We start from the raw sequence: 24,112 nt of genomic DNA on the forward strand, positions 1-24,112 counted from the left end.
CCGTCAGGTTCCGGTACGGTGAAATCCGGTGGCTCCGCAGTCACTCTGTGAGCGAGAGCCGACTGCTCGGCGTCTGGAAGCGCGTCTTCGGACTGGCGTGGCCGGTGATGGCCGAGCAGACCTTCCGAACACTGATGCGGACGACGGACATCCTCGTCACCGCGACTATCTCTCCCGTCGCCGTCGCGGCTATCGGCCTCGCAGACCTCTACGCGCGTTTCCCACTTTGGATTGGCCTCGGCACCGGCGGCGGCGCAATCGCCCTCGCCAGTCAGGATACGGGCAGCGGTGCCGACGCCAACCGAGACCAAGCCATCAGTATCGCCCTCCTCCTCGGTGCCCTCTTGGGGGTTCCGTTCGTCGCGTTCGGCCTCCTGTTCGGTCGAGCGGCCATCGCCCTACTCGGTGCACCGGCCGAAGTCGCGACCCTCGGCGGCGTCTACCTGGCCGTCATCTTCCTCACCGCACCGGCCCGTCACGTCGCACTCATCGCCGCACGTTCCTTGCAGGGAACCGGTGACACCAAGACACCGATGTACGTCAACGTCGTCGCCAACCTGTGTAACATCGCCGGGAGCGTCGTGCTCGGACTCGGTCTGTTCGGGACGCAGGGCGCGAGACTCTTCGGTGTCGAAATCACGGGCGTCGTCGGCGTCGGTATCGCTACCTCGGCGGCGAACCTTCTCACCGCCTCCTTGCTGCTCGTCGCCCTCCGAACCGACTGGACCGACGCGTCGATCGTCCGGCCGAGTAACCCCATCGTCGCGAAGCAACTCGTCGTCGTCAGCGCCCCCTCCGTCGCAGAGGGACTCGCCTCGACGCTCGCAGAGTTCCCGCTCAACAGCATCCTGCTCGGGTTCGGCACCGAGGTGAACGCGGCGTTCCAAATCGGACGACGCATCTACCAGCAGGTGACCGGGCCGCTCTCACGCGGTTACAACGTCGCTTCGAGCGTCGTCGTCGGGCAGGCGCTCGGCGACGCCGACCCAGAGAGAGCGCGGTTCGAGGGGTGGGCGACGGTCGGACTCGGTCTCGCCACCGTCGGCGTCGTCGGCCTCCTGCTCGTCGTCGCCGCCGAACCGTTCGTCCGAGCGTTCACCGACGACCCCGAGACGGCCCGCTACGCCGTCGACTTCGCTCGCGTGTACGGCCTGACGGCGGGGTTCCTCGTCGCCTTCTCCATCCTCCAGGGGGCGCTCCGTGGTGCGAGCGAGACGCGACTCCCCTTCCTCGCGCGCACGACGGGGCTGTTCGGGTTCATGGTCGGCTTCACGTACCTCTTCGGCGTCGTGCTCGACTACGGCGTTCTCGGCGCGTACGCCGGTATCGCCCTCTCGTACGTCTGGATGGCCGGCGTCGTCGCCGTGAGTTTCTGGCGGAGCAACTGGGCGAGACGGGCCGCGTCGATGATGGCCGAACGAGGCAGTACAGCGGAGTAACTGGGACAGTCCATCGGCTCTGTGTCGAGAGACGACGAGTGAAAAATCGGCGGAGTAGCGGTCAGCGCGTCAGTTCGACCCGAACCGCCGGCTGAGATAGCCGATGGCGATACCGCCCACGGCGGCACCGGCGACGAACGACCGAAGCATGAGGCTTCGACGGCGTGCCTGATACTCCTCGGGGAAGTATCGAGCCATCGAGTCCAGCATCACGTCGCCGAGGTGGTGATACTCGTCGGACTCGCGGGCGGTCATCGCCGCCTCGCGCGTCAGGTCGCCGACGCGACGTGCGTATCGCTCGCTTCCAGGGTAGCGTTCGCGAATGCGGCGGGCGGGCATATGCTTGAATGCGGCGACGTCGTCGCCACTCGGACGTCTAATTCCGTACGGTGCCATACCGTCCCATGGTCGTCTGTCGGCAAAAGGGTAGCGTCGGGCTGAACAGGTCGAGCGACGGATATCGACTCGAGGAGTCGACGCGCGGAAGCGAGTTGCCGGCGGCGATTATCGCTCGTCGACCGGGACGAACGTCTGGTCTTTGGCGCCGACGTAGCGGGCGCGCGGTCGGATGAGACGGTTGTCCTCGTACTGTTCGAGGACGTGAGCGATCCACCCACCGGCACGCGACATCGCGAAGATGGGCGTGTAGATGTCGATGGGGATGCCCATCTGGTAGTACGTCGACGCGGAGTAGAAGTCGACGTTGGGTGCGAGACCCTTCTCCTCGCCGATGTACTCCTCGATGGCGACGCTCATGTCGTACCACTTCATGTCGCCTGCGGCCTCACCGAGTTCCTCGGACTTCTCGCCGAGAATCTTCGCACGCGGGTCTTTGACGTTGTAGACGCGGTGGCCGAATCCGGGGACGCGGCGGCCCTCGTCGAGTGCGTTGATGACCCACTCGGTGGGTTCCATGTCGGCGGCTTCGACTTCTTTGAGCATCTTCATCACGTTCTGGTTGGCCCCGCCGTGGAGCGACCCTGCGAGGGTGCCGATGGCGCTGGTGACGGCGCTGTGGAGGTCCGACAGCGTCGACGACGTGACCATCGCGGAGAACGTCGAGGCGTTCAGACCGTGGTCAGCGTGGAGCACGAGCGCCATGTCGAACGTCTCGGCGAGCACGTCGTCGGGTTCCTCGTCGTTGAGCATGTAGAGGAAGTTCGCGGCGTGGCTCAGGTCCTCGCGCGGCGCGACGGGGTCGTCGCCCTGTCGGATGCGCTGGAACGCGGCCAGCGCCGTCGGAATCTTCGCGGTGATGCGACGGCCCTGATTGATGTTCTTCTGGCGGTCGGTGACGTCCTCGAAGTCGGCCTCCTCGTCGTACGCCGAGAGGTTCGAGACGATGGTGCGGAGTGCAGCCATCGGGTTCTCGTCGGCTTCGGCGAGTTCCCGGACCGTCTCGTGGACGCCGTCGTCGAGTTCGCGTTCGGCGGCCATCGTCTCCTCGAAGGAGTCGAGTTCCTCCTGTGTCGGAAGTTCCCCGTGCCAGAGGAGGTAGACGACCTCCTCGTAACTCGCGTCACGCGCGAGGTCTTCGATGGGATAGCCCCGGTAGATGAGCTTGCCGGCATCGCCATCGATGTGGCTGAGTTCGGATTCGGCGACGAGCACGCCTTCCAGCCCTCGCTTCAGATCGTCTGACATACTCGAAACGTTCCCGACCGTCTCAAAAAAGCGTTATCGTTTTCGCGTTTCATGCCACCACACGTCGCATCAAACTGACAGTCACTCTCGGCGACAGGTATAGGTCGACTGCCGTCGTCCAGTTTCGGCAGATGAGTCGTGCGAGAGCGGGAGCGTCGAGACGGTCGAGGATACTCCAACGTGCGTCGGCACGGTTGTCACCATCGGCGAACGGGCCGAAAGTCAGTGCTGACGGCGGGACGGAGAACCCGCACGCGACTGCGCGAGCAACTCTTTTGCCAGCGGGCGGCAAACGGCGGAGTATGGACCCCGGGGACGTCGAGTACGAACCAGTCAGCGTGAAGGCGGTGCTCGCGGAGATGAAAGACACCGCAGAGCTCCTCATCGACCTCTCGTACTCGGCGGTGCTCCACGGGAGCGACGACATCGCAGAGGAGGTGCTCGCCCTCGAAGAGCGGATGGACGTACTCCAACTCCAGGCGCGGATGAGCCTCCTCATGGCCGCGCGCACGCCCGACGACGCGGAGGCACTGGCCCCCGTCCTCGGCGTCGTCGGCGCGGCCGAGAAAATCTCCGACGCCGCAGGCGACATCGCGAAGATCGTCCTCGAAGACATCGGGTTGCCCGACGCGATGCGGGCGGCGCTCCCGGAAGCCGTCGAAACCGTCGTCCGTGGCACCGTCGCGTCCGACTCCCCGTACACGGGGAAGACACTCGCCGACATCAACATGGAGACGGAGACGGGCGTCCGCGTCATCGCCATCCGTCGACAGGGCGATTGGATCACGAACCCCGACCACGGGACGATACTCGAAGCGAGCGACGTGGTGCTGCTTCGCGGCCTCGAAGAGGGGTTGAACACCGTCTTCCACGAGATGGCGGGCGTCCCCTACGAACCGCCGGCGATTCCCGAACCGACCATCGAGGACCTCGAACGCGCCGTCGACTCTATCGTCCTGATGAAGAACATGAGCGAACTCGCCGTCGACCTGGCCTACGGCGCGGTGCTGTTCGACAGCGAGGGCGTCGCCGAGGAGGTGTCGGAACTCGAAGCCGAAGTCGACGCGCTCGAATCGCGCTTCGAGGCGTGGACGCTCCGGGCGGCGAGTCGCGTCGAAGACCCCATCTCACTGCGCGGGCTGATGCATCTCGCGGGCGCGACGGAGGTCATCAGCGACGCCGCACTGGAAATCAGCGAGGGCGTGCTTCGCGGACTCGACACCCACCCCGTCGTCGCCGCCGCCGTCGAGGAGTCCGACGAGATTATCGCTCGGTTCACTGTCGGGCAGGGAAGCCAACTCGCGAACGCGACACTCGGCGACAAGATGGTTCGGACGGAGACGGGGATGCGTGTCATCGCCGTTCGCCGACCCGACGGCGGCGAGTGGGTGGTCTCACCCGGTCCGACGACGAGACTGTCCCCGGACGACGTCATCATCGCGAAGGGGACGCGCGCCGCCGCAGAGCAGTTGAGCGAACTCGCGGGCGACGCACAGAGCTTCCACGAGTAGAGCAGTAGAGAGCAGTAAGGAGACGAGGAGCGATTCAGAGCGTTCTCGCCAACTGGTACGCCGAGACGAGCGTCAACAGCGCCGTGACGAGCATCGCGCTCGTCGTCGCCAACACGAAGGCCAAGAACAGAAACCAGCCTTCGGGGCCGAGGACGGGATACTCACGCGTGCCGAGGACGGGGCCGACGAGTTCGAACACGCGGACGAGGTAGACGGTAGCGGCCAACAGGACACCGACGGCGACGCCGACTTTGGCGTTCCGCGGGACGTTCAGCGCCTGCACGAGTCCGCCGGAGGGCGGCCGTTCGGGGGCGTCGTCGCTCACACGAGAGAGTGAGGAGTGCGGGAACAAAGCCTCGTCGTCTCCGGTCTCCGATGAGCGGGAGATAGCTGTCGCGTCTGGCGACTCCGAATCGGCCCGTTTCTCGATTCAGCACGCGACCACTCACGCGTACGCGTCGAACTCCTCGCCGAAAACGAGGAAGTACGCCGTCCCGACGACGCCCACCACAGTCGCCACACCGAACGCAACCTCCGGCGACGACGCGTAGAGCCACCCGCCGAGTGCGGCGCTCGGAATAACGATGACGTTTCTGAGCAGGTAGTACGTCCCGACGACGCGCCCGCCAGCGTTCTCCTCGGCGGAGCCGACGATGAGTGCCTTGTGGGCGGGAAGTCCGGCAAAGCGCAGACCCGAGAACGCAAAGAGCAGCGCGAGCACGAGCGCGTTCGGCGGGGCGTAGATGAGCAGCGCGGGAAAGACGGCGTAGACGGCGAAACCGAGCGCGACGACGGGTTTCAGCCCCACTCGCCGCGCGAGTGCCGCCACGGGAGCCATCACGAGGAGTGCAACAGCCATCTCGACGGCGAGCAGGATGCCGAAGTAGGCGTCGGGGTTGACGCTGCCGACGAGGGGGAGCGTCGCACCGACGTCGAGGAACTCGACGACGACGATGACGAAGAAGGTGTAGACCATCCCGTTGGCGAACCGCACGAGCGTGTCGCCGACGAGGAGTGGCCGAAGCGGGTCGGGCATCTGTCGAACGTCGTCGACGATGGCTCTCACGCCCGCGAACGATTTACCCAGTGAGTCCTCGCCGGCGTCGTAGAGCCAATGTTGGAGGGCAGTCGCGACGAGGCCGAACCCGGCGGCAGCGAGGAGTACGTAGCGAAAGCCGACCTGAAACTCGTAGGCAGCGAGGAGGCTAGCGGCGAGAAGCGGGCCGACGAGGAACGCAGTCCGGCGGAACGTCTCCGTGCTGGCGAACCCACTGGCGAGGCGCTCGGGCGGGACGCTCTGTTTGACGATGGCGAACGTCGCGCCGAGACCGAAGGATTTCCACGCCTGCGAGAGCACGAGACCGAGGAAGATACCGACCGGGAGAGTGACGGCGTCGACGTCGACTGGGCCGAACTCGACGGCAGAGAGCGTCACGAACCCGAACGCGGGAGCGAACAGCCAGACGACGAAGCCGACAGTCGAGGCGAGACCGAAGAGCGTCAGGGCGGTTCGCGAGCCGATTCGGTCAGACAGTGCGCCGCCGGGGTACGGGTAGACGGCGCTGATGAGGTTGCCGAAACTCCCGTAGAGGCCGATGGCGACGCTCCCAGCCCCGAGGACGCTCATGTACCGGGGCATATACCGTCCGGTCATCTGAAAGCCGAGACTGAACGCGAACATCGCTACGGAGAGGACGAGTACGTCGCCTTGCAACGCGAAGAACTGCCGAAACGTCGAGAGGGCGTCGACATCCTCGTCGGCCATACTACTCCCTTCGAGCGAGTGGCTAAAGCCGCTGTGAGTCAGTGCGTCACAAACCGCGACGAGCGAGAGACGTGGGTCATGGGCTGTCGGAAAGGTTGTTGTTGGGTTTCATAATTGGTTCACAATGTAGTCGCCAGATACATTTAGTTAAATATTTTTCACTACGGTGTGATGAATTAACTGCGATGAATCAGAAAATGGCAGACTACCTGAAGCAGAACCCACGAATGATCGGCGTGCTGTTCACGATGGTGCTGTTGCTGTCGCACGCGACTCCAGTGCTCGCAGGAGGGTCGACCGGAACTAGCGGTCCGTAAGCTGGTCGACACTGAGCGTATCGCTCCAGTAGAGGTCACCGTCGAACCGAACAGGGACGACTTCGAGCGAGAAGAACTCCTCGAGTGCACGCAGAGAGACGTCACGTATCGTTCTTTTACTCGTCACCAGTTGATACCGCTCGTTGCCGATCGCGTACGGGATGAACATCGACCCGACACCGAAGTGGGGTGCGGCGAAGTATTGGACGGTGACGGTGACCCGTCCGTCCGTCGGTTTCGATTCGAGTTCGACGAGCGTCGGCGCACCGCTTTCGGCTTGACACAACGACATCCCACCGTCACCCATGGCGATGTAGCGATAGCCGACGACGAGATGGTGCTGTGCAATCGACAGCGACGAGCGCAGCGTGAAGCCACGGTTGAGTAGTCGGGCCAGTGTCCGGCCGAACTCGGTCGCCGTCCGGTTGCCTACGTCGGTGAGCGTGACGACACCGCCGTAGCTTCCACGGTCGATGAGCGCTTCACCTTGTTCGTACGAACTGCACGCGTTCAGCAGGAACGACTCGACGGCGACGTCGCCGTCGAGTGAGGTCACGTCGAGGAAGCCGTCGGCGCACTGGAGGCCACGTTCGTCGACGTGGCCGATATAGTGGAGGAAGTTCGTCGGCGACCGAAGCACCCGTTCGAGTCGGTCCTTCGTGAGGTCGTAGTGGACGTCGATGTCGAACTGCAGGCGGTCACGGAACCCGTACAGGTCGGCAACCACGTCCTCCTCGCGCATCTTCTCGTCGTTACAGACGACCGTAATGTCGATGCTAGTCCGCTCGACGGCGTCGCGTTCGAGTCGACGGCGGTAGGCGAGCGGCGTCTCCTTGCTCGCTCCGAGAGGGTATCCGTCGCCGACCCACGCGTGTTCGATGGTCTCGACGGCGTCGGGTTCGACGACGTTCGCCGCCGACCCGACGCCGCGACGCAACTCGGAGGGAGTGTCGGTGGCGACGCTGCCACGAGCGAAGTCCTGGTCCGAGACCGGGGTGTTTCGGAAGAAGTCAGTGACGGCTTCCTGTTCGGAGACGACGGTTTCGCAGTCCGGTTGCGTCGAGGACCGAACCACGGCGAGGTCGCTGGCGACGAACGGGAGCATTTCGACGTTGGCCGGTGTCGGGTCGATGTCTGTCGTGAGCGCCCACTGTGGCAGAATCGAAGCGATGTCGTCGAACGGGACGTCGAGATACGTCCGAACCTGCTCGGAGAGAGAGCGGTCGTACAGGGCCGCGAAGTCGAAATCGGTATCGAGTGTCGACTCGACGGTTCGTCGTTCGTGCAGGTCGACGGGGTAGTAGCCCTCGGTTCGCGTCACACAGTCGAAGAAGAACACCTGCCGAAGCGTTCGCGCGAGACCAGTCTCGATATCGACGGCTCCCCCGCCGGTGAGCGAGTGCGACCAGCCGTCGCCGTCGAGGCGTGCGGTCTTGCCTGGAACGACGTCCGCACCGAGGTAGAACGCGAGCGGTGCCGCCGCGAACACGGCACGGTGTTCTCGCGGGAGGACGAGCGTCAGCCCCGTCTCGGGCGTGTCGACGCCCGAGGGAACGGAGAACTCCTCGCCCAGTTCGAGCAGCGGTGGATGGCCACGGAGCGTCGGAAACGACCGTTCGGGTGAGTGCGCCTGCAGCGACGAACCCAACGTCCCGACTGCCCGCATCATCGTCTCGGCGTCAGGCGTCGTCGTCACCGTCCCCGCAGGTTGTTCGTGAAAGGAGCGTGCGCCGACGGTGACGTCTGTAGACGACTCGAACGAGAGATGTGTCTCGGTCGCACTGTACGAGACAGTGAGCGGCGCGTCGACGGCGAGATAGAGCTTCATCGAGGCGATCATCACCTCGACGTCGTACTTGCCACGAGGGAGCGACAGATTCTCGCGGTTCGACGACTGGGCAATCGACCGACCGTCGGGGCCGCGAATCACTGCGCCGGTGAGTGTCGGTAAGCGTACCTCGTCGACGTCGATAGCGACGGCCCCGTCGACGGGAAACAGAAACCGACTGGGAGAAGCGTCACGGAGCGATATCGGACTCGACGCGGCCACGTCGAAGTGAGTGTGTTCGATGTCGTCGACGATGCGGAACGTCCGTTCTCCTGTCTGTTCGAACCGGAGCGTCACACTATACCCCTCGCGGTCGGCGCCGACTCGCTACGATTACCACACGTCTTGGCGCCTCGCATTGCACGTGCTTTCCTGACAGTGTAGAATAAGCGTTTCGCGGTCGTCCACGGGTGAGAGGAGTTAGCGTCACTCCGGAGGACCGAACCCCTAAAGAGTGACGCCGTCTACCATCGAACAATGACCACGCTCGGAACCGCGAGCGCGGCCCCCGGTGAGTTTGACACCGGGCGGCTCGAAGTCGGGGAGACCCGCGACGGCAGTTCGGTCGGCCTTCCGGTTGCCGTCATCAACGGCGCACGTGACGGACAGACACTCTACATGCAGGCAGCGAGCGACGGCGACGAACTCAACGGCGTCGGCGTCATCCAACAGGTCGTCCCCCAACTCGACCCAGCAGAGTTGACCGGGACGATTCTCGTCGTCGGCATCGTCAACTACCACGCGTTCCAGGTCGCACAGCATCGGAACCCGATAGACGACACGAAGATGAACCGCGCCTATCCGGGCGACGAGAACGGGACGTCGAGCGAACGCATCGCCGCTGCGACGTTCGACGTCGCCCGCCAGGCGGACATCATCCTCGACCTCCATCAGGGGTCGACGAGTCGAATGATAAACGAGACGCGTGTTCGCTGTGGTCGCCGCCACCGACTGCACCGCGAATGCCTCGAACTCGCCAAGGCGTTCGGCGTGGGCTACGTCCTCGACCAGAAGGGACCTGACGGCCAACTCGCCCGCGCCGGCCCCGACGAGGGCATCCCGACCATCGACCCCGAACTCGGTGGCTGTGTCGGCTGGGACGACGAGAGCATCCGCCTCGGTGTCGAGGGCGTGTTCAACGTCCTCCGGTACTACGGATTCCTCAACGGCCACGTCGACTTGGAACGGCAGACCCGCGCGAAGGGGTTCGACCAGTACGGGTCGCCCGCGGGCGGTCTCGTCAGCTTCGAGAAAGAACTCGGCGAGCGCGTCAGCCCCGGCGACACCATCTTCGACGTCACCGACGTCTTCGGCAAGCTGAAGGCGCGCGTGACCGCCGACAACAGCGGCGTCTTCTGGCGCTCGCGTCGACTCCCGCAGGTCGCCTCCGGCGAGTACGTCTGTTCGGTCGGCACGAACGTCGATACATACTAAACGACTTTTTTTAACACGGGGTCCTCAGAAACGTAGAGCGTTTCTGGGATCACGAGACGGCAGAGCCGTCTCGAACGACATCGCGGGTCTCCGACCCGCTCAACCCCGCTAAAAAAGCTCGGGGAAAAATGGCCGACCGTTCACGCCACAGGCGCTCACGGCCGGTGAATCGGCTCGCTTCGCTCGCCGAACAAGAGCGACAGAGACCAAAGTTTGCGAACAACGGAACCGTCACCTACTGGTCCCCGCTTTCCGTCCATCCGCCCATGCCGACTGCGCTCGTCTGTCCGTCCTGTGGCGACAGCTACACCGACCGCTGGCGCTGTACGTGCGGCCATCCGCTCGACTTCGCCGAGACACCGCTTCCCGACGGCCCTGCGCCCGACCCTACCGCGTTCGATACGCGCCGCGGCCTCTGGTCGTTCGACGACTTTCTCCCGGTGAGTCGGGCGGTCACGCTCGGCGAGGGGATGACGCCGCTCGTCAATGCGGATGGTTGGAACGCACAGTTCAAGCTGGAGTACGTCTTCCCGACGGGCAGTTTCAAGGACCGCGGCGCGACGACGACAGTGTCGCGGGCGGCGGAGTTGGGCGTCGAGAAGGTCGTCGAAGACTCCTCGGGCAACGCGGGCGCGGCCATCGCCACCTACGCGGCCCGCGCGGGCATCGACGCCGACATCTACGTTCCGGCGTCGGTCAAAGCCTCGAAGCTGCGAGCCATCGAACGAGCGGGTGCGACGCCGGTCCGCGTCGACGGGTCGCGCGAAGACGTCACCGACGCGTGTCTGGACGCCGTCGCGTCAGGCGACGGCTGGTACGCGAGTCACGCGTGGAACCCCGCCTTCTTCGCCGGCACGGCCACCGTCGCCTACGAGATTGCACTCCAACGCGACTGGCAGGTTCCCGACGCCGTCGTGACGCCGCTCGGCCACGGGACACTCTTTCTCGGCGCGTACCGCGGCTTTCGGGCACTCTACGACGCCGGGTGGACCAAACGGATGCCGCGACTGCTCGGCGCACAAGCGAGCGGCTACGCCCCCATCGCCGACGAACTCCACGGTGAGTCGGAGGGAGAAAACGACGTCGCCGACGGTATCCAGATTCGTGACCCGGTCCGAAAGTCGGAGATTCTCGACGCCATCGACGAGACGGGCGGCGACGCCATCGCACTCGATTCGGCCACCGTCGAGCGGGAACTCGAAGCCCTGCACGCCGACGGGTTCTACACGGAACCGACCTGTGCAGTCGCGCCCGCCGCGCTCCGCGCGTACCGGGAGCGAGGCGTACTAGACGCCGACGCTGACGTCGTCGTTCCACTGACCGGGAGTGGGCTGAAAAACTGAAAGGCAGAAGAGAGCCGTCGCTCGGTGATGTGAGGGTAGGGGTAGGGGGAATGGAGGGAGAGCCGTCGTCGACGGCTCGCGTGTGAACGGGTGTGAGAGTGGATGGGGCGGGAGAGCTAGGGAGATAGCTCGAAGCGTCAGCGTGTCTCGGCGAGGCTGACGTAGGACCCCTCGTCGGCGGCAAGCCACGCACCGACGATGTCGTCGTCGACGATGTCTCGCGGATAGAGGGTACACTGGTCGCGGCCGGTTTCGCTCGACTCGATGACGTATTCGACGTCGAAGACGGGCCACCGGTTGAGTCCGGCACGGTGTGGTGCGGACGATTCAGCCTCGGAAGTGTTGTCTGGAGTGCTCATTGGATTTCTCCTGTCTGCCCACGTGACGAACCACGCCGGGCACTGCGCTACACCTTGTCGTACACCCGGTACCCCCTTTGCTATGACCTGGTTAAACGGACGAACGGGGAGATTATCGCCGGTCTAAGCCGGAGTATCTAGAACCGATTTGCGATTATCGTGTGACAAAACCTCTCCATGCCCGGTTAATTGTGGCCAAAAAGCCACTAAACGGCGTGATTCTCTCGGAGGTGTCCCCGTCTCCCCCGCCGCTCACCGTTCGGGGTGAGTAGGGGCATCGAACCCACCACGGACGAGCGGTTTCGCGACGTGGCGACGGGCGCAGGGAGGCACTTCGTACCACCCGGTTTCGAGGGCACGTGTGAGGGGTGCGGACACTTTCCCGGGTGCTCGGGTCCCGCAGTCGCGACATCGGTACCCCTGGTCGCGGCCGGCGCTCTTCATCGACCGTCCACAGTCGGGACAGTCGGGGGTGACGCGTTCGGTCGTGACGAGCGACCTGACCGCGAACTTCTCCAACTTGAGCGTCCCGTCTGACAGTTCACCGCAGACGGTGAGTCGGTCGCCGACGCGGAGAGCGCGAACCCGGTCGCGGAAGTGCTTCGTCGGTTCGAACGCGACACAGGGGAGTGGTCGACCGTCTCGTTCGAGAGGTTCGAGACGGACGAAGACGTGTCCACCTTCGCGCGTCTCCGGTTCCGAGACGACGTCGCCGTCGAGTCGATAAGCCGCGCCGTCGGTGAGGTCGTCTGTGGCCGCTTGGAGGTGAGCATCGGTGCCTTGATTCGTGCGGAAGAGCGCCGTCCGGGCGACGGGTTCGCTGTCGATTCGGGCGGCGACGTCGCGGACGGCGGCGGGGTCGTCGCCGCGGATGCCGTAGAGAATCGGACCCGGCGCGTGGGGGACGCAGACGGACTGGCCCTCGACCCGGTCGACGGTGTCCCAGACAGCGGGGTACCCCGCGTCGGCGGCGGCGAACACCGAATCGTGGTCGACGTCACGGGGTGTTCCGCAGCGGTCGAACTCGCGATACGAGATCTGTTCGTAGGTCCAGTCGTCGAAGGCGGCGTGAGCGCCGACGGCGGCGAGTGCGCCGATTCGGCCGCGGCCCTCCTTCCACCCCTCGTGGTGGTAGTCGACGTCGTCTGCGAGGGCGACAGCGCCGTCGATGGTGTGGTGCGCGCGGAGGGCGTCGCGGGCGAAGTCGGCGACGCGGGTCGGCACGTCCTCGGGGTGGTCGGGTGCGACGACGACGCCGGGACTCGTTCGAGGGTCGTCGGTGACCGCCAAAGGAGTGAGCGCGTCACGAGCGAGTTCGGCCGCAGTGTCGACGTCGACGTCGGTGTGCAGCGCGAGTGCGGCGTTGCCGCGGGTCTTGTACTGCACGGCGGGGTTGAGTCTGACGAGCAGTCGGTCGAAGACGGTGCCGCCCCGTTCCTCGATGGCCTCGGCGACGAGTGTCGCGAGGTAGGTCGTACACATCCCGCCCTCGCGGGAGTCGGTGTCGTCGAGACCGATGACAGTCATCGAGGAGGCGTAATCAGAGGACGGTAAAGCCGCTTTCGCGTCGTGAACGAGTATATAACTGTGTCGTCGGTTGCAGCGCGAATCGAAAGACGTGGCGCCGGTGAGGGGCACAATGGTTATATGTCGGCAATCGCCTATTCCCCCCTATGTCCCGGGCAGCCCTGGTCGAGAATCTCATGGCGATGCTCCACGACGCTGGCTTCGCCGTGAGCGACCGCTGTGCGATTCGGCCGAAGAGTTTCGACCTCGCAGCCCGGCGAGGCGAGGACCTCGTCCTCGTGAAAATATTGGGCAACATCGACGCGTTCGACGCCGAGACCGGTGCAGAGATGCGCCGTCTCGGCATGTATCTCGACGCGACGCCGATGGTCATCGGGCTTCGGACCCGCGACGAAGACCTGAAACCCGGTGTCGTCTACTTCCGACACGGTGTTCCCGTGTTGAACCCCGACACGGCGCTTGACCTGTTCGTCGAGGAGGTGCCGCCGCTCATCTACGCCGCACCCGGTGGGCTCTACGTCAACATCGACGGCAACGTCATCGCCGACGAGCGCGAGCAACGCGGGTGGAGTCTCGGACGACTGGCGACCGAACTCGGCGTCTCGCGACGTACCGTCTCGAAGTACGAAGACGGGATGAACGCGAGCGTCGACGTCGCTATCCAGCTGGAAAACCTGTTCGGCAGGCCGTTCAGTAGCCCCGTCAACGTGATGGAAGGGGCCGAAGAGGTTCGTGAGGCCGAACCGACACCGGCGGACCCACAGGTCGACCCGGACGACGAGCACGTCCTCTCGGTGCTGACGCGTGCGGGGTTCACGGTCCACCCGACCGCCCGCGCACCGTTCAAAGCGGTCAGTGAGGACAGCGACACCAGCGAGGGGAACATGCTGACGGGCCACTCGGCGTTCACTCGAAGCGCCGAGAAGCGTGCTCGTATCATGTCCTCTATCGGTGAGGTGACGCGTACTCGCTCGGTCTACTTCACCGAAGAACAGTCGAAACGCGAGTCGGTCGACGGAACGGCTATCGTGAGCTGTGAGGAACTCGCGAAGATAGACGACCCCGACGTGATTCGTGACCTCATCCGCGAACGCTCGCGGCGACCCGCCGAGAGCTAACGCGCATCTTCGCAGGTCAGCGAGGTTATCTCCGTTCACGTCGTAGCGAAGCGATGCAAGAGTGGCCAGATGCTGTCGGTTCGTTCCCCGCGGTTCGAGACGCATTCGAGCGTGAGGTGCTGACGTGGTCGGCCGTGTCGAGTCACACGATGTTCGGCTGTCCGTCGTATCTCGCCGACGGCGAACTCTTCGCCGTGTTGAGCGACCAAGGACTCTCGTTGACTCGTCTCCCCGATGACGACCGGCGGGTGTTGGCGGCGACACATCGGGTGTTTCCCTTCATCGCGAACGGTCGAGCGGTGGCGTCGTGGACGACAGTGGCGGTGACGCCCAACGAACTCGACGCGATGTTTCCGGTCGTAAAGAAGAGTTACGACGCCGCGCTCGCGGCGTGAGTCGAGCGGTTAGTTCGCGCCGGAGCCGTACGTCTCTTCGAGATACTCGATGATGTCGTCGCTCTCGGGCATCCCTTCGACGCCGTGTTCCTCGTCGACGAGGACGGGGACGCCGGTCTGTCCGCTGACCTGCTCTACTTCGGTTCGCTCGGAGTGCGAGCGGGGGACCATGTGTGACTCGTATTCGAGATTGAGGTCGGCGAGTTTGTTCTTGACCTTGGCGCAGTACGGACAGCCTTCGAGTTCGTAGAGTTCGAGATGTGCCATCGGCCCCACATTGGGTGTGGGGACTTAAGAACACGGTGGTGGTGTGTGCCCGAAACGCCACACGGTGGTAGGCGTAGAGCGGAGAAGAGAAGACAAAGAGGTCGAAACGATATTCGTCGGAACCTGCACTCAGCGACTGCTACCTAGCGCGCGAACTCGACCGACGAGTCGGCGGCGCTGGAAGACGAGTTCGGCGACGCCCCATCCGACGAGGATGAGCGCCGCGACCGTCGTGAAGAAGAACTGCCAGCCAGTCATCCACGCCGGACGAATCCACGGCGTGACGTGTGACCACGTCGACGCCGCCTCCGAGGCGAGGTCGGCCAGCGGCGTTCCGGCGAACGTCGACTCCAACGTCGCGGCGAACGTCTTGCCGTCGCCGGTGCCGGGTTGCAGACCCGCGCTTCCGGTGATGTCGTAGCTTCCGCGAGCGTTCATGTCGGCGATGGTCGGGCCGTTCGAGGACCCACCGTGGGCCACGCGTTCGGCGTCGTACGGTCCCCACGTCGCGTAGTACTCCCAGACGATTTCGCCCTGCGGCGTCACCTCGATGACGCGGTGGTTCAGCGAATCGGTGACGAGCGTGTTGCCGTTCGGGAGTCGGTCGGCGTCACGCGGCCAGTTGAGTTGCCCCGAGCCACCGAGTTCCCACGTCAGCGTCCAGTTACCGTTCTCTTTAGCGTACTCGACGATACGGTCGTTCTCGCTGTCGGCGACGAGAATCGTGGGCGTCCCGTTCTCGGATTCGAGGTAGTCGGGGTTGTGCTGCTCGAACATCGTGTCGTGGTCGCCGTCGCTGCCGAGGCGGTCCTCTATCTCTCCGGACGTGCGGTTGAGGATGACCGCCTGGTCGAAGTTCCGCGGCGAGAGGAGCAAGCGATGCTCGTCGATGACGTCGACGTCGTTGACGTGCGTCCAGTCCTCGTGGTAGCCGCCGTCGGTGCTCTCGGGGTAGTGGTTTTTGAACTTCCACTCCCACGTTATCTCGTCAGTCGAGCGGTTGTAGACGAAGATGCGGTCCTCCGGCGTCCCGTTCTCCCAGTTGCGCATGTCGGCGACGACGAGGTTACCGTTGTCGAGCATGTCGACGTCGTGGGTGTCGTCGGTGTCGAGCGTCTCGGTCCAGACGGCCTCTTGCGTGTCGGGGTCGAGTTCGTAGACGAGCGTGTGGGCCGGTTTCGTCGAGACGACGAGCAGGTTCCCGTTGTCGAGTGGGTCGACGTCGTAGAACCACGAGACGTCGTCCTCGATACCGTTGTGGACCCACTTCGTCTCGGCTTCCGGACCGGCCGCGACGAGGCGGGCGGGTTTCTTCTTGGCACCTTGGTCTTGGAAGTGGAACCCTTGGATGCCGACGACTGTGGTTCCGTTCGCTGGCTCCGTGACGGTCCCGCGGGCCAAGTCGGCCCGGTCTGACGTGCCGGTGACGGCGGCGATACCGGCCGGTGCGAGCAGTGAGAGTATCACGAGAATCACGGCTCCACGGACCAGCCACCGTCGCGATGGGAGGGCGTCGTTCACAGTAGAAGCGGCGTGTGCGGTCTTCAAACGCTTTGTGGTCGGCGGCGGAGAGAGCTACGCGCGGTCGTCGATCTCGGCGGTCGAGATACGGTACGTGCCGCTCTCGTACCGGAAGTACGTCGTCTCCATGACGCCGAAGAGTGGATTGTCGAGTGTGTACGCTTCGACCGTCGCGGTCGAGACATCGTACGTGAGCAAAAGGCCGAGTGCGTCCCGCAAGGGTTGTCGTCGTACCACCTGCTCGGGGACGTACCGGGTCACCTCCGGATAGTCGTCCGCGACGCGCGAGACGGTGTAGGTACCGTATCTAGCGTACTCGTCGTCGGGGTCACCGCGTGACGAGCGGGCAGTGACGGTGTCGTCGTCACGTGCGATTACCTCGACGGCATCCGTCGGTGTCACGGTGAGTGGGTCACCGAGCAGGTCGAACACGGCGGCGTAGACCTGTTCGTCGTAGGCCCCGACGGAGAACGCGTAGCGGCCACCGCCCAAATCGCCGACGTCGACACCGTCGTCACAGCGAACGGGGTCGCCTGCGAAGACGCGAAGCGCGTCGGTCCGCGTCCCACCGGGGTAGAGAGTGTGTCCCGGTTGAACGAGCACGGACGGTTCGATGCTGTACCACTCTCCGTCGTCAAACTTGAGCAGGTGACACGCTTGGGGGTTACCGTACACCGAATCGGCCGAGTAGTTTGTCAGGGTGAAGTCGATGCGACCCGGAATCACCGCTTCTTCGGCCGATGGTTCGAGGTAGACTTCAGTCGTCGCGTCGGCCTCGTGGTACCACGACATCGGCCAGTCCTCGGAGAAGAAAGAAGCATCCGAGTCGGCAAACGACGGGAACGACGTTCCTTCGAGTCGTGACGACCCGGTTGGTCCCGGTTCGTCCGTGTCCCAGAGGACGATAGTGAAGCCATCTCGTCGGAACTGGGCGTTACCGAACTCGTACCGTCCGTTCGAGACGCCGTCGTCGTCTCGACCGCCGAGGAGGTAGTACTCGCCCGTCACCGACTCCTCGGGTTCGAGCCACAGCGAGTCGGGTTGTTTCGGCGGGACGCCGACGAGATGCCAGTGACCCGACGGTCGCCGTTCGTACTCGGGAGGCTCGTCGGTGAGTGGATGAGCTTCAACCGGGACGAGATGAAGCGACGAAGCAGCCTCTCCCGTGCGACGCAGTCGTGCGTAGGTCCCGTGCTCGAAAGGCGGAAGACGGTGCGTCTGAAACTTCGTCCGGTACTCGTTTTGGTTCGCCAGTGTCGCTCGGAGACGAGCGGGCGACTCGTCGGTTGCCGTCGAGAGCCATTCGAGCGACACCAACGCGCCGACTTCGGTACCGTATCCCGGTCGGAAGAGGGTGGCAGTCTGCCCAGTGGGAGAGAGTTCGAGAACGGCCTCTGCGTCGGGAACCATACTGCGACTCACGGGCGCAACGAGGATGAATCTTCGTCAGCGAGAAAGCGACTTCAGACCGAACTGGCGAGCAGTCCACTCGTTCGGACGAAGAAGTAGACGACGAACGCACCGGCGAGCGCCAGATGACCGAGACGCAGGTCATCGTACTCGCCTGCGGCAATCTTCACGAGCGGGTAGGAGATGATGCCCGCGGCGATGCCGTAGGCGATGGAGTACGTGAAGGGCATCACGAGGATGGTCATCCCGGCGGGGACGGTCTGGGTGATGTCGTTCCAGTCGATGTCGACGACGTTGCTGAGCATCACGACGCCGATGACGACGAGTGCGATGTGGGAGGCGTAGAGCGGAATCGCCGCCGCCAGCGGGACGAGCGCGAGCGACGCGAGAAACAGCACGGCGGTGACGAGCGCCGTCAAGCCGGTACGGCCGCCCTCTTCGACGCCCGTTGCGGACTCGATGTACGTCGTCACCGTCGACGTCCCGAGCATCCCGCCGACCGTCGTGCCGATAGCGTCGGCCATCAGCGGCTTGTCGACGTCGGGGAGGTTGCCGTCCTCGTCGAGAAAGTCGCCGGCCTGTCCGACGCCGACGAGCGTCCCGGCGGTGTCGAAGAAGTCGACGAAGAAGAACGTGAAGACGACGAGCGCGAAGGAGAAGCTCTCGATGCTCCCGAGCCCCTGCAGGAAGGAGCCAGCGAGCGGCGTGATGTCGTACGTGGCGCTGCTCGATGCGGCGACGAGTCCGGCGTCGGGTGCGACGAGACCAGCCTGTGTGACGAGCCACCCGAGCACCGTCGTGGCGACGACGCCGACGATGATAGAGCCCTTGATGCCGCGAGCGTAGAGCGCGAAGGTGAGAAAGAGCCCGAACACCGACAGGATAGCGACGGGGTTCGAGGCGACCTGTCCCATCGTGACGAGCGTCGCGCTGTCGTCGACGACGATTCCCATCGCCTGCAGGCCGATGATAGTCAAGAAGAGGCCGATACCGGTGCCGACGGCGAACTTCACCGGCTGCGGGAACAGCCTGATGACGTACTCACGTGCGCCGACAGCCGTGAGCAGGATGAAGATGACTCCTTCGACGACGACGGCGGCGAGCGCCGTCTGCCACGGGATGCCCAGTGCGCCGACGACGGTGAACGCGAAGAACGCGTTCAGGCCGAGACCGGGTGCCTGTGCGAACGGCCGATTGGCGTAGAGCGCCATGATGGTCGTCGCCGTCGCCGCGGCGATGATGGTCACGACCGCGAGCATCGACCGAACCTGTGTCGGGGAGAACCCGTCGATGATGATGCCCGGTTTCGTGTCCGGAATCCCCGCGAGGATGGCCGGGTTGACCACGACGATGTAACTCATCGTCAAGAACGTGGTGATGCCTGCGAGAACCTCGGTCCGCACGGTCGTGTCGTGTGCGTCGAGGTCGAAGTACTCTGTAAGCCCCATATCGTGCATAGCCGTGATTATGCATTTAAGCGTTGTTATCCCAAGTACACACGAATACACATGTATGCATATTTTCTCCCTAGGGAACGCGGTCAGAAACGCCATTAGGGCACAGGCGTGTCTAGATTCGAAGGGGAGTCGCCAAGTCGACCGCGAGTCAGCCTTCGAGCGCGCTCACCCGAGTAGCCCACCCGTCCGGACGACGAAGTAGACGACGAACGCACCGGCGAGCGCCAGATGGCCGACACGGAGGTTCTCGTAGTCGCCCGCGGCGACCTTCACGAGCGGGAACGCGACGATGCCTGCGGCGATGCCGTAGGCGATAGAGTAGGTGAAGGGCATGACGAGAATCGTGAGTCCCGCCGGGATGGCGTGGGTGATGTCGTGCCAGTCGATGTCGACGACGTTCTGGAGCATCACGACGCCGATGACGACGACGGCGATGTGGGAGGCGTACAGCGGAATCGCCGCCGCCAGCGGAACGACGGCGAGTGCGGCGAGAAAGAGTAGCGCGATGACGAGCGCAGTCAGACCGGTTCGACCGCCCTCTTCGACGCCCGTTGCGGACTCGATGTAGGTAGTCACCGTCGACGTGCCGAGCATCCCGCCGACCGTGGTGCCGACGGCGTCGGCCATGAGCGGCTTGTCGACGTCCGGGAAGTTGCCGTCGTCGTCGAGGAAGTCACCGACCTGCCCGACGCCGACCAGCGCGCCCGCGGTGTTGAAGAAGTCGACGAAGAACAGCATGAAGACGACGAGCGCGAACGTGACCGGTTCGACCCGGTCGAGGCCGCCGACGAACGCACCGGCCAGTGGCGTGATGTCGTACGTCGCACTCGGAAGCTCCGAGAGGACGATAGCGCCCTGTTTCACGGCGTCGATGGCGAGGACACCGGAGTCGACGAAGCTGAGGTAGGTGGCGATGATACCGAGCAGCGTCGTCGTGAGGATGCCGACGACGATAGAGCCGCGAATCCCGCGAGCGTAGAGTCCAAAGGTGAAGAAGAGACCGACGACGGAGAGCATCGCCACCGGGTCGGCGGCGACGTCGCCGAGGGTGACGAGCGTCGCCGGGTCGGCGACGACGAGGCGCATCTCCTGGAGGCCGATGATGGCGAGAAAGAGGCCGATGCCGGACCCGACGGCGAACTTGACCGGTTCGGGAAAGAGTCGGATGACGTACTTCCGCGCGCCGATTGCAGTCAGGAGGATGAAGAGGACGCCCTCGACGACGACCGCGGCGAGTGCCGTCTCCCACGGGACGCCGAGTGCGCCGACCACGGTGAACGCGAAGAACGCGTTCAGCCCCATCCCGGGCGCTTGTCCGAACGGGAGGTTGGCGTACAGCGCCATGACGAGCGTCCCCGTCGCCGCCGCGAGGATGGTCACGACGGCGAGCATCTGGACGACCTCCGCGGTCGACGTGCCCGCGACGGCGATGCCCGGTTTCCCGTTCTCGCCGGAGACGGCCGCGAGGATAGCCGGGTTGACCACGACGATGTAACTCATCGTCAAGAACGTGGTCAGGCCAGCGAGTGCCTCCGTTCGAAGGTCTGTGCCGTGGGCGTCGAGGTCGAAGAATTCGCGAACTCCCATGTACTGGTTCCCCTCTGGTGCAGTCGAAACAGTCGCTTAAGCGCGCCGGTTCGTGCGGCCTCTGCGAGACAACGACACGCCAGCGGAGAGCGGAGAGGAGAGACAGTCGGCTACTCGAACGTCGTCAGCGCGCCGACCGGCGCGTCGGTGATCTCTTCGGCGCGAGAGGTTCCCTCGTCGCCGACGGAGATGAGCGTGAAGACGCCGGTGACGTCGGCGTCGGCCTGCAGGGCGATGTCGAGCAGGAGTTCCTGTGTCTCACCCGAGCGGATGAGGTCGTCGACGACGAGCACACGCTGGCCCGAAGTCAGCGCACTGGACGGGAGGTAGTAGGTGAGTTCGATACCGGAGGCCAACCGTTGACGGGACTCGATGAAGTCCTCGACTGCGGTTTCCTTAGACTTCTTGGCGTAGGCGAGACGGGCGTCGAAGTAACTCGCCATCGCCGCACCGAGCGTGATGCCGTCGGTGGCGGCCGTCAGCACGACGTCCGGGCGCTCGAAGCCGAAGGCGTTGGCGGCGATTGGCGCGACGAGGTCCAAGAAGGACTGGTCGAAGACGACGCCGGAGTTGTCGACGTAGCCCTCGTCGTCGAACTCGACGCGCGCTTCCAGTTCGTCCGAGAGCGCCTCGCGCCCGATTCCCTCCACGACTTCGCGGGCACGGTCGGTTCCGGGGAGGACGTGGCCGTTGACGTACCGGTTGAGGTCACCTGCCGGGAGACCCGTCACCGCCGAGAGTTCGTCGTAGGTCCGCGTCTCCTTGAGCATCCGTAGGACGGCGACCGCCTGTAACTGCAGGGCGGCCTTCTCTGCTCGGTTCATGCCGTGGAACTCGCGGTTGCACAAGTATGAACACTTCGATATAGCGGTGGCGAGAAGATGCGCAGAGTTGTGTGAGGCTGCGACACACGATTGCAGAGAAGCGAGGGAATCGGGAGAGTTGGGTAAATCGAGAGAGTCGGGTCTCGGGAGCGAAGCAAGCGAGAGCGTTCCGGAGGACTACCGGTCGGCCAGCAGGTCCGACGCGGTGAGAAGCGAGTCGAGTTCGAGGTCGTTCTCGGCGAGATGCTCGCTCGCGCCTTCCTCGCGGTCGACGACGACGACGACGCGAGAGACTTCCGCGCCCGCATCGCGGAGTGCCTCGGCGGCGTCGACGGCGCTCTGACCGGTCGTGGCGATGTCTTCGAGGATGACGACCTCCTCGCCCTCGTCGAGGCGGCCCTCGATGCGCTTGGCCGTCCCGTACTCCTTGGCCTTCTTGCGGGCGATGACGTAGGGGTTGCCCGTCTCGACGGACGTGACGGCGACGAGAGGGACTGCACCGAGGGCGACACCGGCCAACTTCGTGTCGTCGAGTCGCTCGGCGAACGCCTCGGCGATGAGTTCCAGACAGTGGGGGTCGGTCTCGAAGAGGTACTTGTCGACGTAGTACTCGCTCGTCCCGCCGTGAGAGAGTTCGAACTCGCCGAACTGGACGGCGTCGGCGTCGCGGAGCGCCTGGATGAGTTCCTGATTCGCCATTACTGGGTGTGGGACGGTGGAACGGTATAAACGGGGTGGTTAGTGGTCGACAAGAGAGAGGTGGCGCGTGGCGTCGCGTCGCTCCGGTTGCGCCGCTGTGAACGGAGTGTGCGGATGGCACGAAAAGGGAGAGCGAATCGTCGGAGACCCCGTGACGGAAACACCGACGCGAACAGGTTCGAGGCCGCTCAGAGGGATTCTCGTCGAAGTTCAGCGATTCTCAGTGCGAGAATCGAACACCGTCTCCAGTCGAGGTTCACTGTGTCTCCGGCTGGCTACGTCTCAGAACCCGAATATCGGGACGAAGCGGAACGTGAGATAGGAACCGACCGTCGCGATGACGGGCACGACGTTCTGCATCAGGACGACCCGAGCGGTCGTCACAGGGTTGAACAGCGCCCCTGGGCGGGGGATATCCTCGGTGTCCTCCGCGCCGATAGGCGGAAGCGTCTCGCCCTCTTCGTCGGCCGCAAGCGCGTCGACCGTGACCGGTGGCCCTCCGTCTCCGGCGACCACCTCGGGGGCGGTCATCGGTCGGGTCGCCCGCCCCCAGCCCAACCCGACGATGGACATCGTGGCGATGATGACGAAGCTTGCAGGGATACCGAGCGCCGAGAGGAAGACGACCAGCGTCGAGGAGACCGACGCGACAACGATGGCCGCAGTAAGGGGGAGCTCCGTGATGTCACTGCCCATCGTCTCTAAGGTCCGTCGGGCGATGGTGAACGCCCCGATGGTGACGGCGATACCCCCAAAGGCGATGGCTGGGTTCATCGCCAGTTCGCCACTGCCGACCAGCGGTGCGACGGCGTTGGCGATGTTCGAGGTTCCCGAGGAGAAAGCCATCAGACAACCGATTGCGACGACGGTGAACGTCCCACCCAGCTCCCGGCGGTTGGTCGTCCGGTGGACTCGGGGGATCGGGACGAGGCCCGATCGGTCGACGTCGAACAACGGCCCCGTACTGCGCTCCATCGCGACCATCCCGTTCAGCCGGGCGTAGAAGTATCGTCCGATGATTAGCGAGACCCAAAAGCCGATGATAGGGGAGACGACCCACCAGATGACGATCTGTCCCATCACAGCGAGGTCCAACACGCCACCGGCCAGCCCGAGCCCAGCGATTGCACCCACAGCAGTCATCGAGGTCGAGGCTGGCACGCCGAAGACGTTCCCGACCAGCAGTGCGATCCCGATGAAAAAGAGGACCGCGATGGAAGATTCGGGCGTGAAGATACCGGTGTCGACGACCAGTTCAGTACCGAGTTTCGTCACGACGTTCCGACCGAGCGTCCAAGCACCGATGAAGAAGAACACGCCCATCAGCGCGGCGGCGGCGGGCTTCGAGATGGCGTCGGCACCGACGGCTGGTCCGAACGCCGGGCCCGTGGTCGATCCACCGATGTTGTAGGCGACGAACATCGAGACGAGGACACCAGCGACGAGCAGTGCGCTGATCATCGGTCCTCGGATTCGTCGTCTTCGGTGGCCTCGTCCGCGTCGCCGTCTTCACTCTTGGCGGCCATCTGCTCTTCGACGGTCTTCTCCACTGTCTCTTCGACGGTCTTCTCTACTGTCTCGCCGACCTTCTCGTCGACCGTCTTCTCTACTGTCTCACCGACCGTCTTCTCTACTGTCTCGCCGACTTTTTCCTCGACGGTCTTCTC

Annotated in this window: 22 protein-coding genes and 1 pseudogene; 7 read left to right on the forward strand and 16 right to left on the reverse strand. The window is 64.5% G+C overall.

Going from position 1 to position 24,112, the window contains the following annotated elements; genetic code table 11:
* The first annotated feature begins 47 nt into the window (after positions 1–47).
* Positions 48–1,439 carry an MATE family efflux transporter gene (locus tag BM083_RS14740; RefSeq protein ID WP_177197653.1) on the forward strand — a complete coding sequence of 464 codons (1,392 nt, stop codon included), beginning with the start codon at positions 48–50 and terminating at the stop codon, positions 1,437–1,439.
* A 69-nt stretch (positions 1,440–1,508) separates the two neighbouring features.
* Here BM083_RS14740 and BM083_RS14745 read toward each other — a convergent pair whose 3' ends face one another.
* Both BM083_RS14745 and citZ read right to left on the reverse strand, forming a co-directional pair.
* Positions 1,509–1,835, reverse strand: a complete 327-nt coding sequence (locus tag BM083_RS14745) for a hypothetical protein (protein WP_089870223.1) — start codon at positions 1,833–1,835, stop codon at positions 1,509–1,511.
* A gap of 108 nt (positions 1,836–1,943) precedes the next feature.
* On the reverse strand, positions 1,944–3,083 hold the full coding sequence (citZ, locus tag BM083_RS14750) for a citrate synthase (protein WP_089870224.1): 1,140 nt from the start codon (positions 3,081–3,083) through the stop codon (positions 1,944–1,946).
* 302 nt (positions 3,084–3,385) lie between these two features.
* Between citZ and BM083_RS14755 the strand changes: the two genes are divergently transcribed.
* On the forward strand, positions 3,386–4,594 hold the full coding sequence (locus tag BM083_RS14755) for a potassium channel family protein (protein ID WP_089870225.1): 1,209 nt from the start codon (positions 3,386–3,388) through the stop codon (positions 4,592–4,594).
* A gap of 34 nt (positions 4,595–4,628) precedes the next feature.
* Here the strand turns inward: BM083_RS14755 and BM083_RS14760 are convergent, their stop codons facing one another.
* Together BM083_RS14760 and BM083_RS14765 are read right to left on the reverse strand one after the other, a co-directional pair.
* The gene (locus BM083_RS14760; protein WP_089870226.1) at positions 4,629–4,919 is read right to left on the reverse strand and encodes a DUF7536 family protein; all 291 of its coding nucleotides are present in this window, start codon (positions 4,917–4,919) and stop codon (positions 4,629–4,631) included.
* A gap of 120 nt (positions 4,920–5,039) precedes the next feature.
* Positions 5,040–6,359 (reverse strand): MFS transporter, encoded by a 1,320-nt coding sequence (locus tag BM083_RS14765; protein WP_089870227.1) that lies wholly within the window; start codon positions 6,357–6,359, stop codon positions 5,040–5,042.
* A 185-nt stretch (positions 6,360–6,544) separates the two neighbouring features.
* On the opposite strand from BM083_RS14765, the gene BM083_RS24000 reads away from it, so the two are divergent.
* Complete coding sequence (locus BM083_RS24000; protein ID WP_281244201.1) at positions 6,545–6,676, forward strand: DUF7503 family protein; 132 nt, start codon at positions 6,545–6,547, stop codon at positions 6,674–6,676.
* Here the strand turns inward: BM083_RS24000 and BM083_RS14770 are convergent.
* The gene (locus tag BM083_RS14770) at positions 6,663–8,801 is read right to left on the reverse strand and encodes a hypothetical protein (RefSeq protein ID WP_089870228.1); all 2,139 of its coding nucleotides are present in this window, start codon (positions 8,799–8,801) and stop codon (positions 6,663–6,665) included. The genes BM083_RS24000 and BM083_RS14770 overlap by 14 nt on opposite strands.
* Before the next feature lie 180 nt (positions 8,802–8,981).
* On the opposite strand from BM083_RS14770, the gene BM083_RS14775 reads away from it, so the two are divergent.
* Together BM083_RS14775 and BM083_RS14780 are read left to right on the forward strand one after the other, a co-directional pair.
* On the forward strand, positions 8,982–9,938 hold the full coding sequence (locus BM083_RS14775) for a succinylglutamate desuccinylase/aspartoacylase family protein (RefSeq protein WP_089870229.1): 957 nt from the start codon (positions 8,982–8,984) through the stop codon (positions 9,936–9,938).
* Between the two features lie 266 nt (positions 9,939–10,204).
* Positions 10,205–11,281, forward strand: coding sequence for a threonine synthase (locus BM083_RS14780; protein ID WP_089870230.1), 1,077 nt, complete (start codon positions 10,205–10,207; stop codon positions 11,279–11,281).
* 137 nt (positions 11,282–11,418) lie between these two features.
* Here the strand turns inward: BM083_RS14780 and BM083_RS14785 are convergent, their stop codons facing one another.
* Entirely contained in the window at positions 11,419–11,640 is a 222-nt protein-coding gene (locus BM083_RS14785) for a DUF7511 domain-containing protein (RefSeq protein ID WP_009366805.1), read from the reverse strand.
* Between the two features lie 252 nt (positions 11,641–11,892).
* The gene (locus BM083_RS14790) at positions 11,893–13,167 is read right to left on the reverse strand and encodes a tRNA(Ile)(2)-agmatinylcytidine synthase (protein WP_089870231.1); all 1,275 of its coding nucleotides are present in this window, start codon (positions 13,165–13,167) and stop codon (positions 11,893–11,895) included.
* 146 nt (positions 13,168–13,313) lie between these two features.
* Here BM083_RS14790 and BM083_RS14795 point away from each other — a divergent pair, with 146 nt between their 5' ends.
* Both BM083_RS14795 and BM083_RS14800 read left to right on the forward strand, forming a co-directional pair.
* Positions 13,314–14,285: a transcriptional regulator gene (locus BM083_RS14795; protein ID WP_049893677.1), complete on the forward strand. Its 972-nt coding sequence runs from the start codon at positions 13,314–13,316 to the stop codon at positions 14,283–14,285.
* A gap of 53 nt (positions 14,286–14,338) precedes the next feature.
* Positions 14,339–14,680: a hypothetical protein gene (locus BM083_RS14800; protein WP_089870232.1), complete on the forward strand. Its 342-nt coding sequence runs from the start codon at positions 14,339–14,341 to the stop codon at positions 14,678–14,680.
* A 9-nt stretch (positions 14,681–14,689) separates the two neighbouring features.
* On the opposite strand, the gene BM083_RS14805 is transcribed toward BM083_RS14800, so the two are convergent.
* The 9 genes and pseudogenes from BM083_RS14805 to BM083_RS14845 all read right to left on the reverse strand — a co-directional run.
* Positions 14,690–14,947 carry a glutathione S-transferase N-terminal domain-containing protein gene (locus BM083_RS14805; protein ID WP_009366809.1) on the reverse strand — a complete coding sequence of 86 codons (258 nt, stop codon included), beginning with the start codon at positions 14,945–14,947 and terminating at the stop codon, positions 14,690–14,692.
* Between the two features lie 129 nt (positions 14,948–15,076).
* Positions 15,077–16,468 (reverse strand): aryl-sulfate sulfotransferase, encoded by a 1,392-nt coding sequence (locus BM083_RS14810; protein WP_245756902.1) that lies wholly within the window; start codon positions 16,466–16,468, stop codon positions 15,077–15,079.
* Between the two features lie 54 nt (positions 16,469–16,522).
* Complete coding sequence (locus BM083_RS14815) at positions 16,523–17,878, reverse strand: hypothetical protein (protein WP_089870233.1); 1,356 nt, start codon at positions 17,876–17,878, stop codon at positions 16,523–16,525.
* A 53-nt stretch (positions 17,879–17,931) separates the two neighbouring features.
* Positions 17,932–19,326 carry an NCS2 family permease gene (locus tag BM083_RS14820; RefSeq protein ID WP_089870234.1) on the reverse strand — a complete coding sequence of 465 codons (1,395 nt, stop codon included), beginning with the start codon at positions 19,324–19,326 and terminating at the stop codon, positions 17,932–17,934.
* 174 nt (positions 19,327–19,500) lie between these two features.
* Positions 19,501–20,922 (reverse strand): NCS2 family permease, encoded by a 1,422-nt coding sequence (locus tag BM083_RS14825; RefSeq protein WP_089870235.1) that lies wholly within the window; start codon positions 20,920–20,922, stop codon positions 19,501–19,503.
* Positions 20,923–21,032: 110 nt separating this feature from the next.
* Positions 21,033–21,746: a phosphoribosyltransferase family protein gene (locus BM083_RS14830; protein ID WP_049893679.1), complete on the reverse strand. Its 714-nt coding sequence runs from the start codon at positions 21,744–21,746 to the stop codon at positions 21,033–21,035.
* Between the two features lie 177 nt (positions 21,747–21,923).
* Positions 21,924–22,445, reverse strand: a complete 522-nt coding sequence (gene pyrE / locus BM083_RS14835) for an orotate phosphoribosyltransferase (protein ID WP_009366815.1) — start codon at positions 22,443–22,445, stop codon at positions 21,924–21,926.
* A 282-nt stretch (positions 22,446–22,727) separates the two neighbouring features.
* A complete protein-coding gene (locus tag BM083_RS14840; RefSeq protein WP_089870236.1) occupies positions 22,728–23,906 on the reverse strand; it encodes an inorganic phosphate transporter in 1,179 nt (392 codons plus the stop codon).
* A pseudogene (locus BM083_RS14845) lies at positions 23,903–24,112 on the reverse strand (hypothetical protein); the annotation flags it as partial. The pseudogene BM083_RS14845 and the gene BM083_RS14840, both read right to left, overlap by 4 nt.

Origin of the sequence: Halogranum rubrum, assembly GCF_900114455.1 — an archaeon.
Lineage (GTDB): Archaea > Halobacteriota > Halobacteria > Halobacteriales > Haloferacaceae > Halogranum > Halogranum rubrum.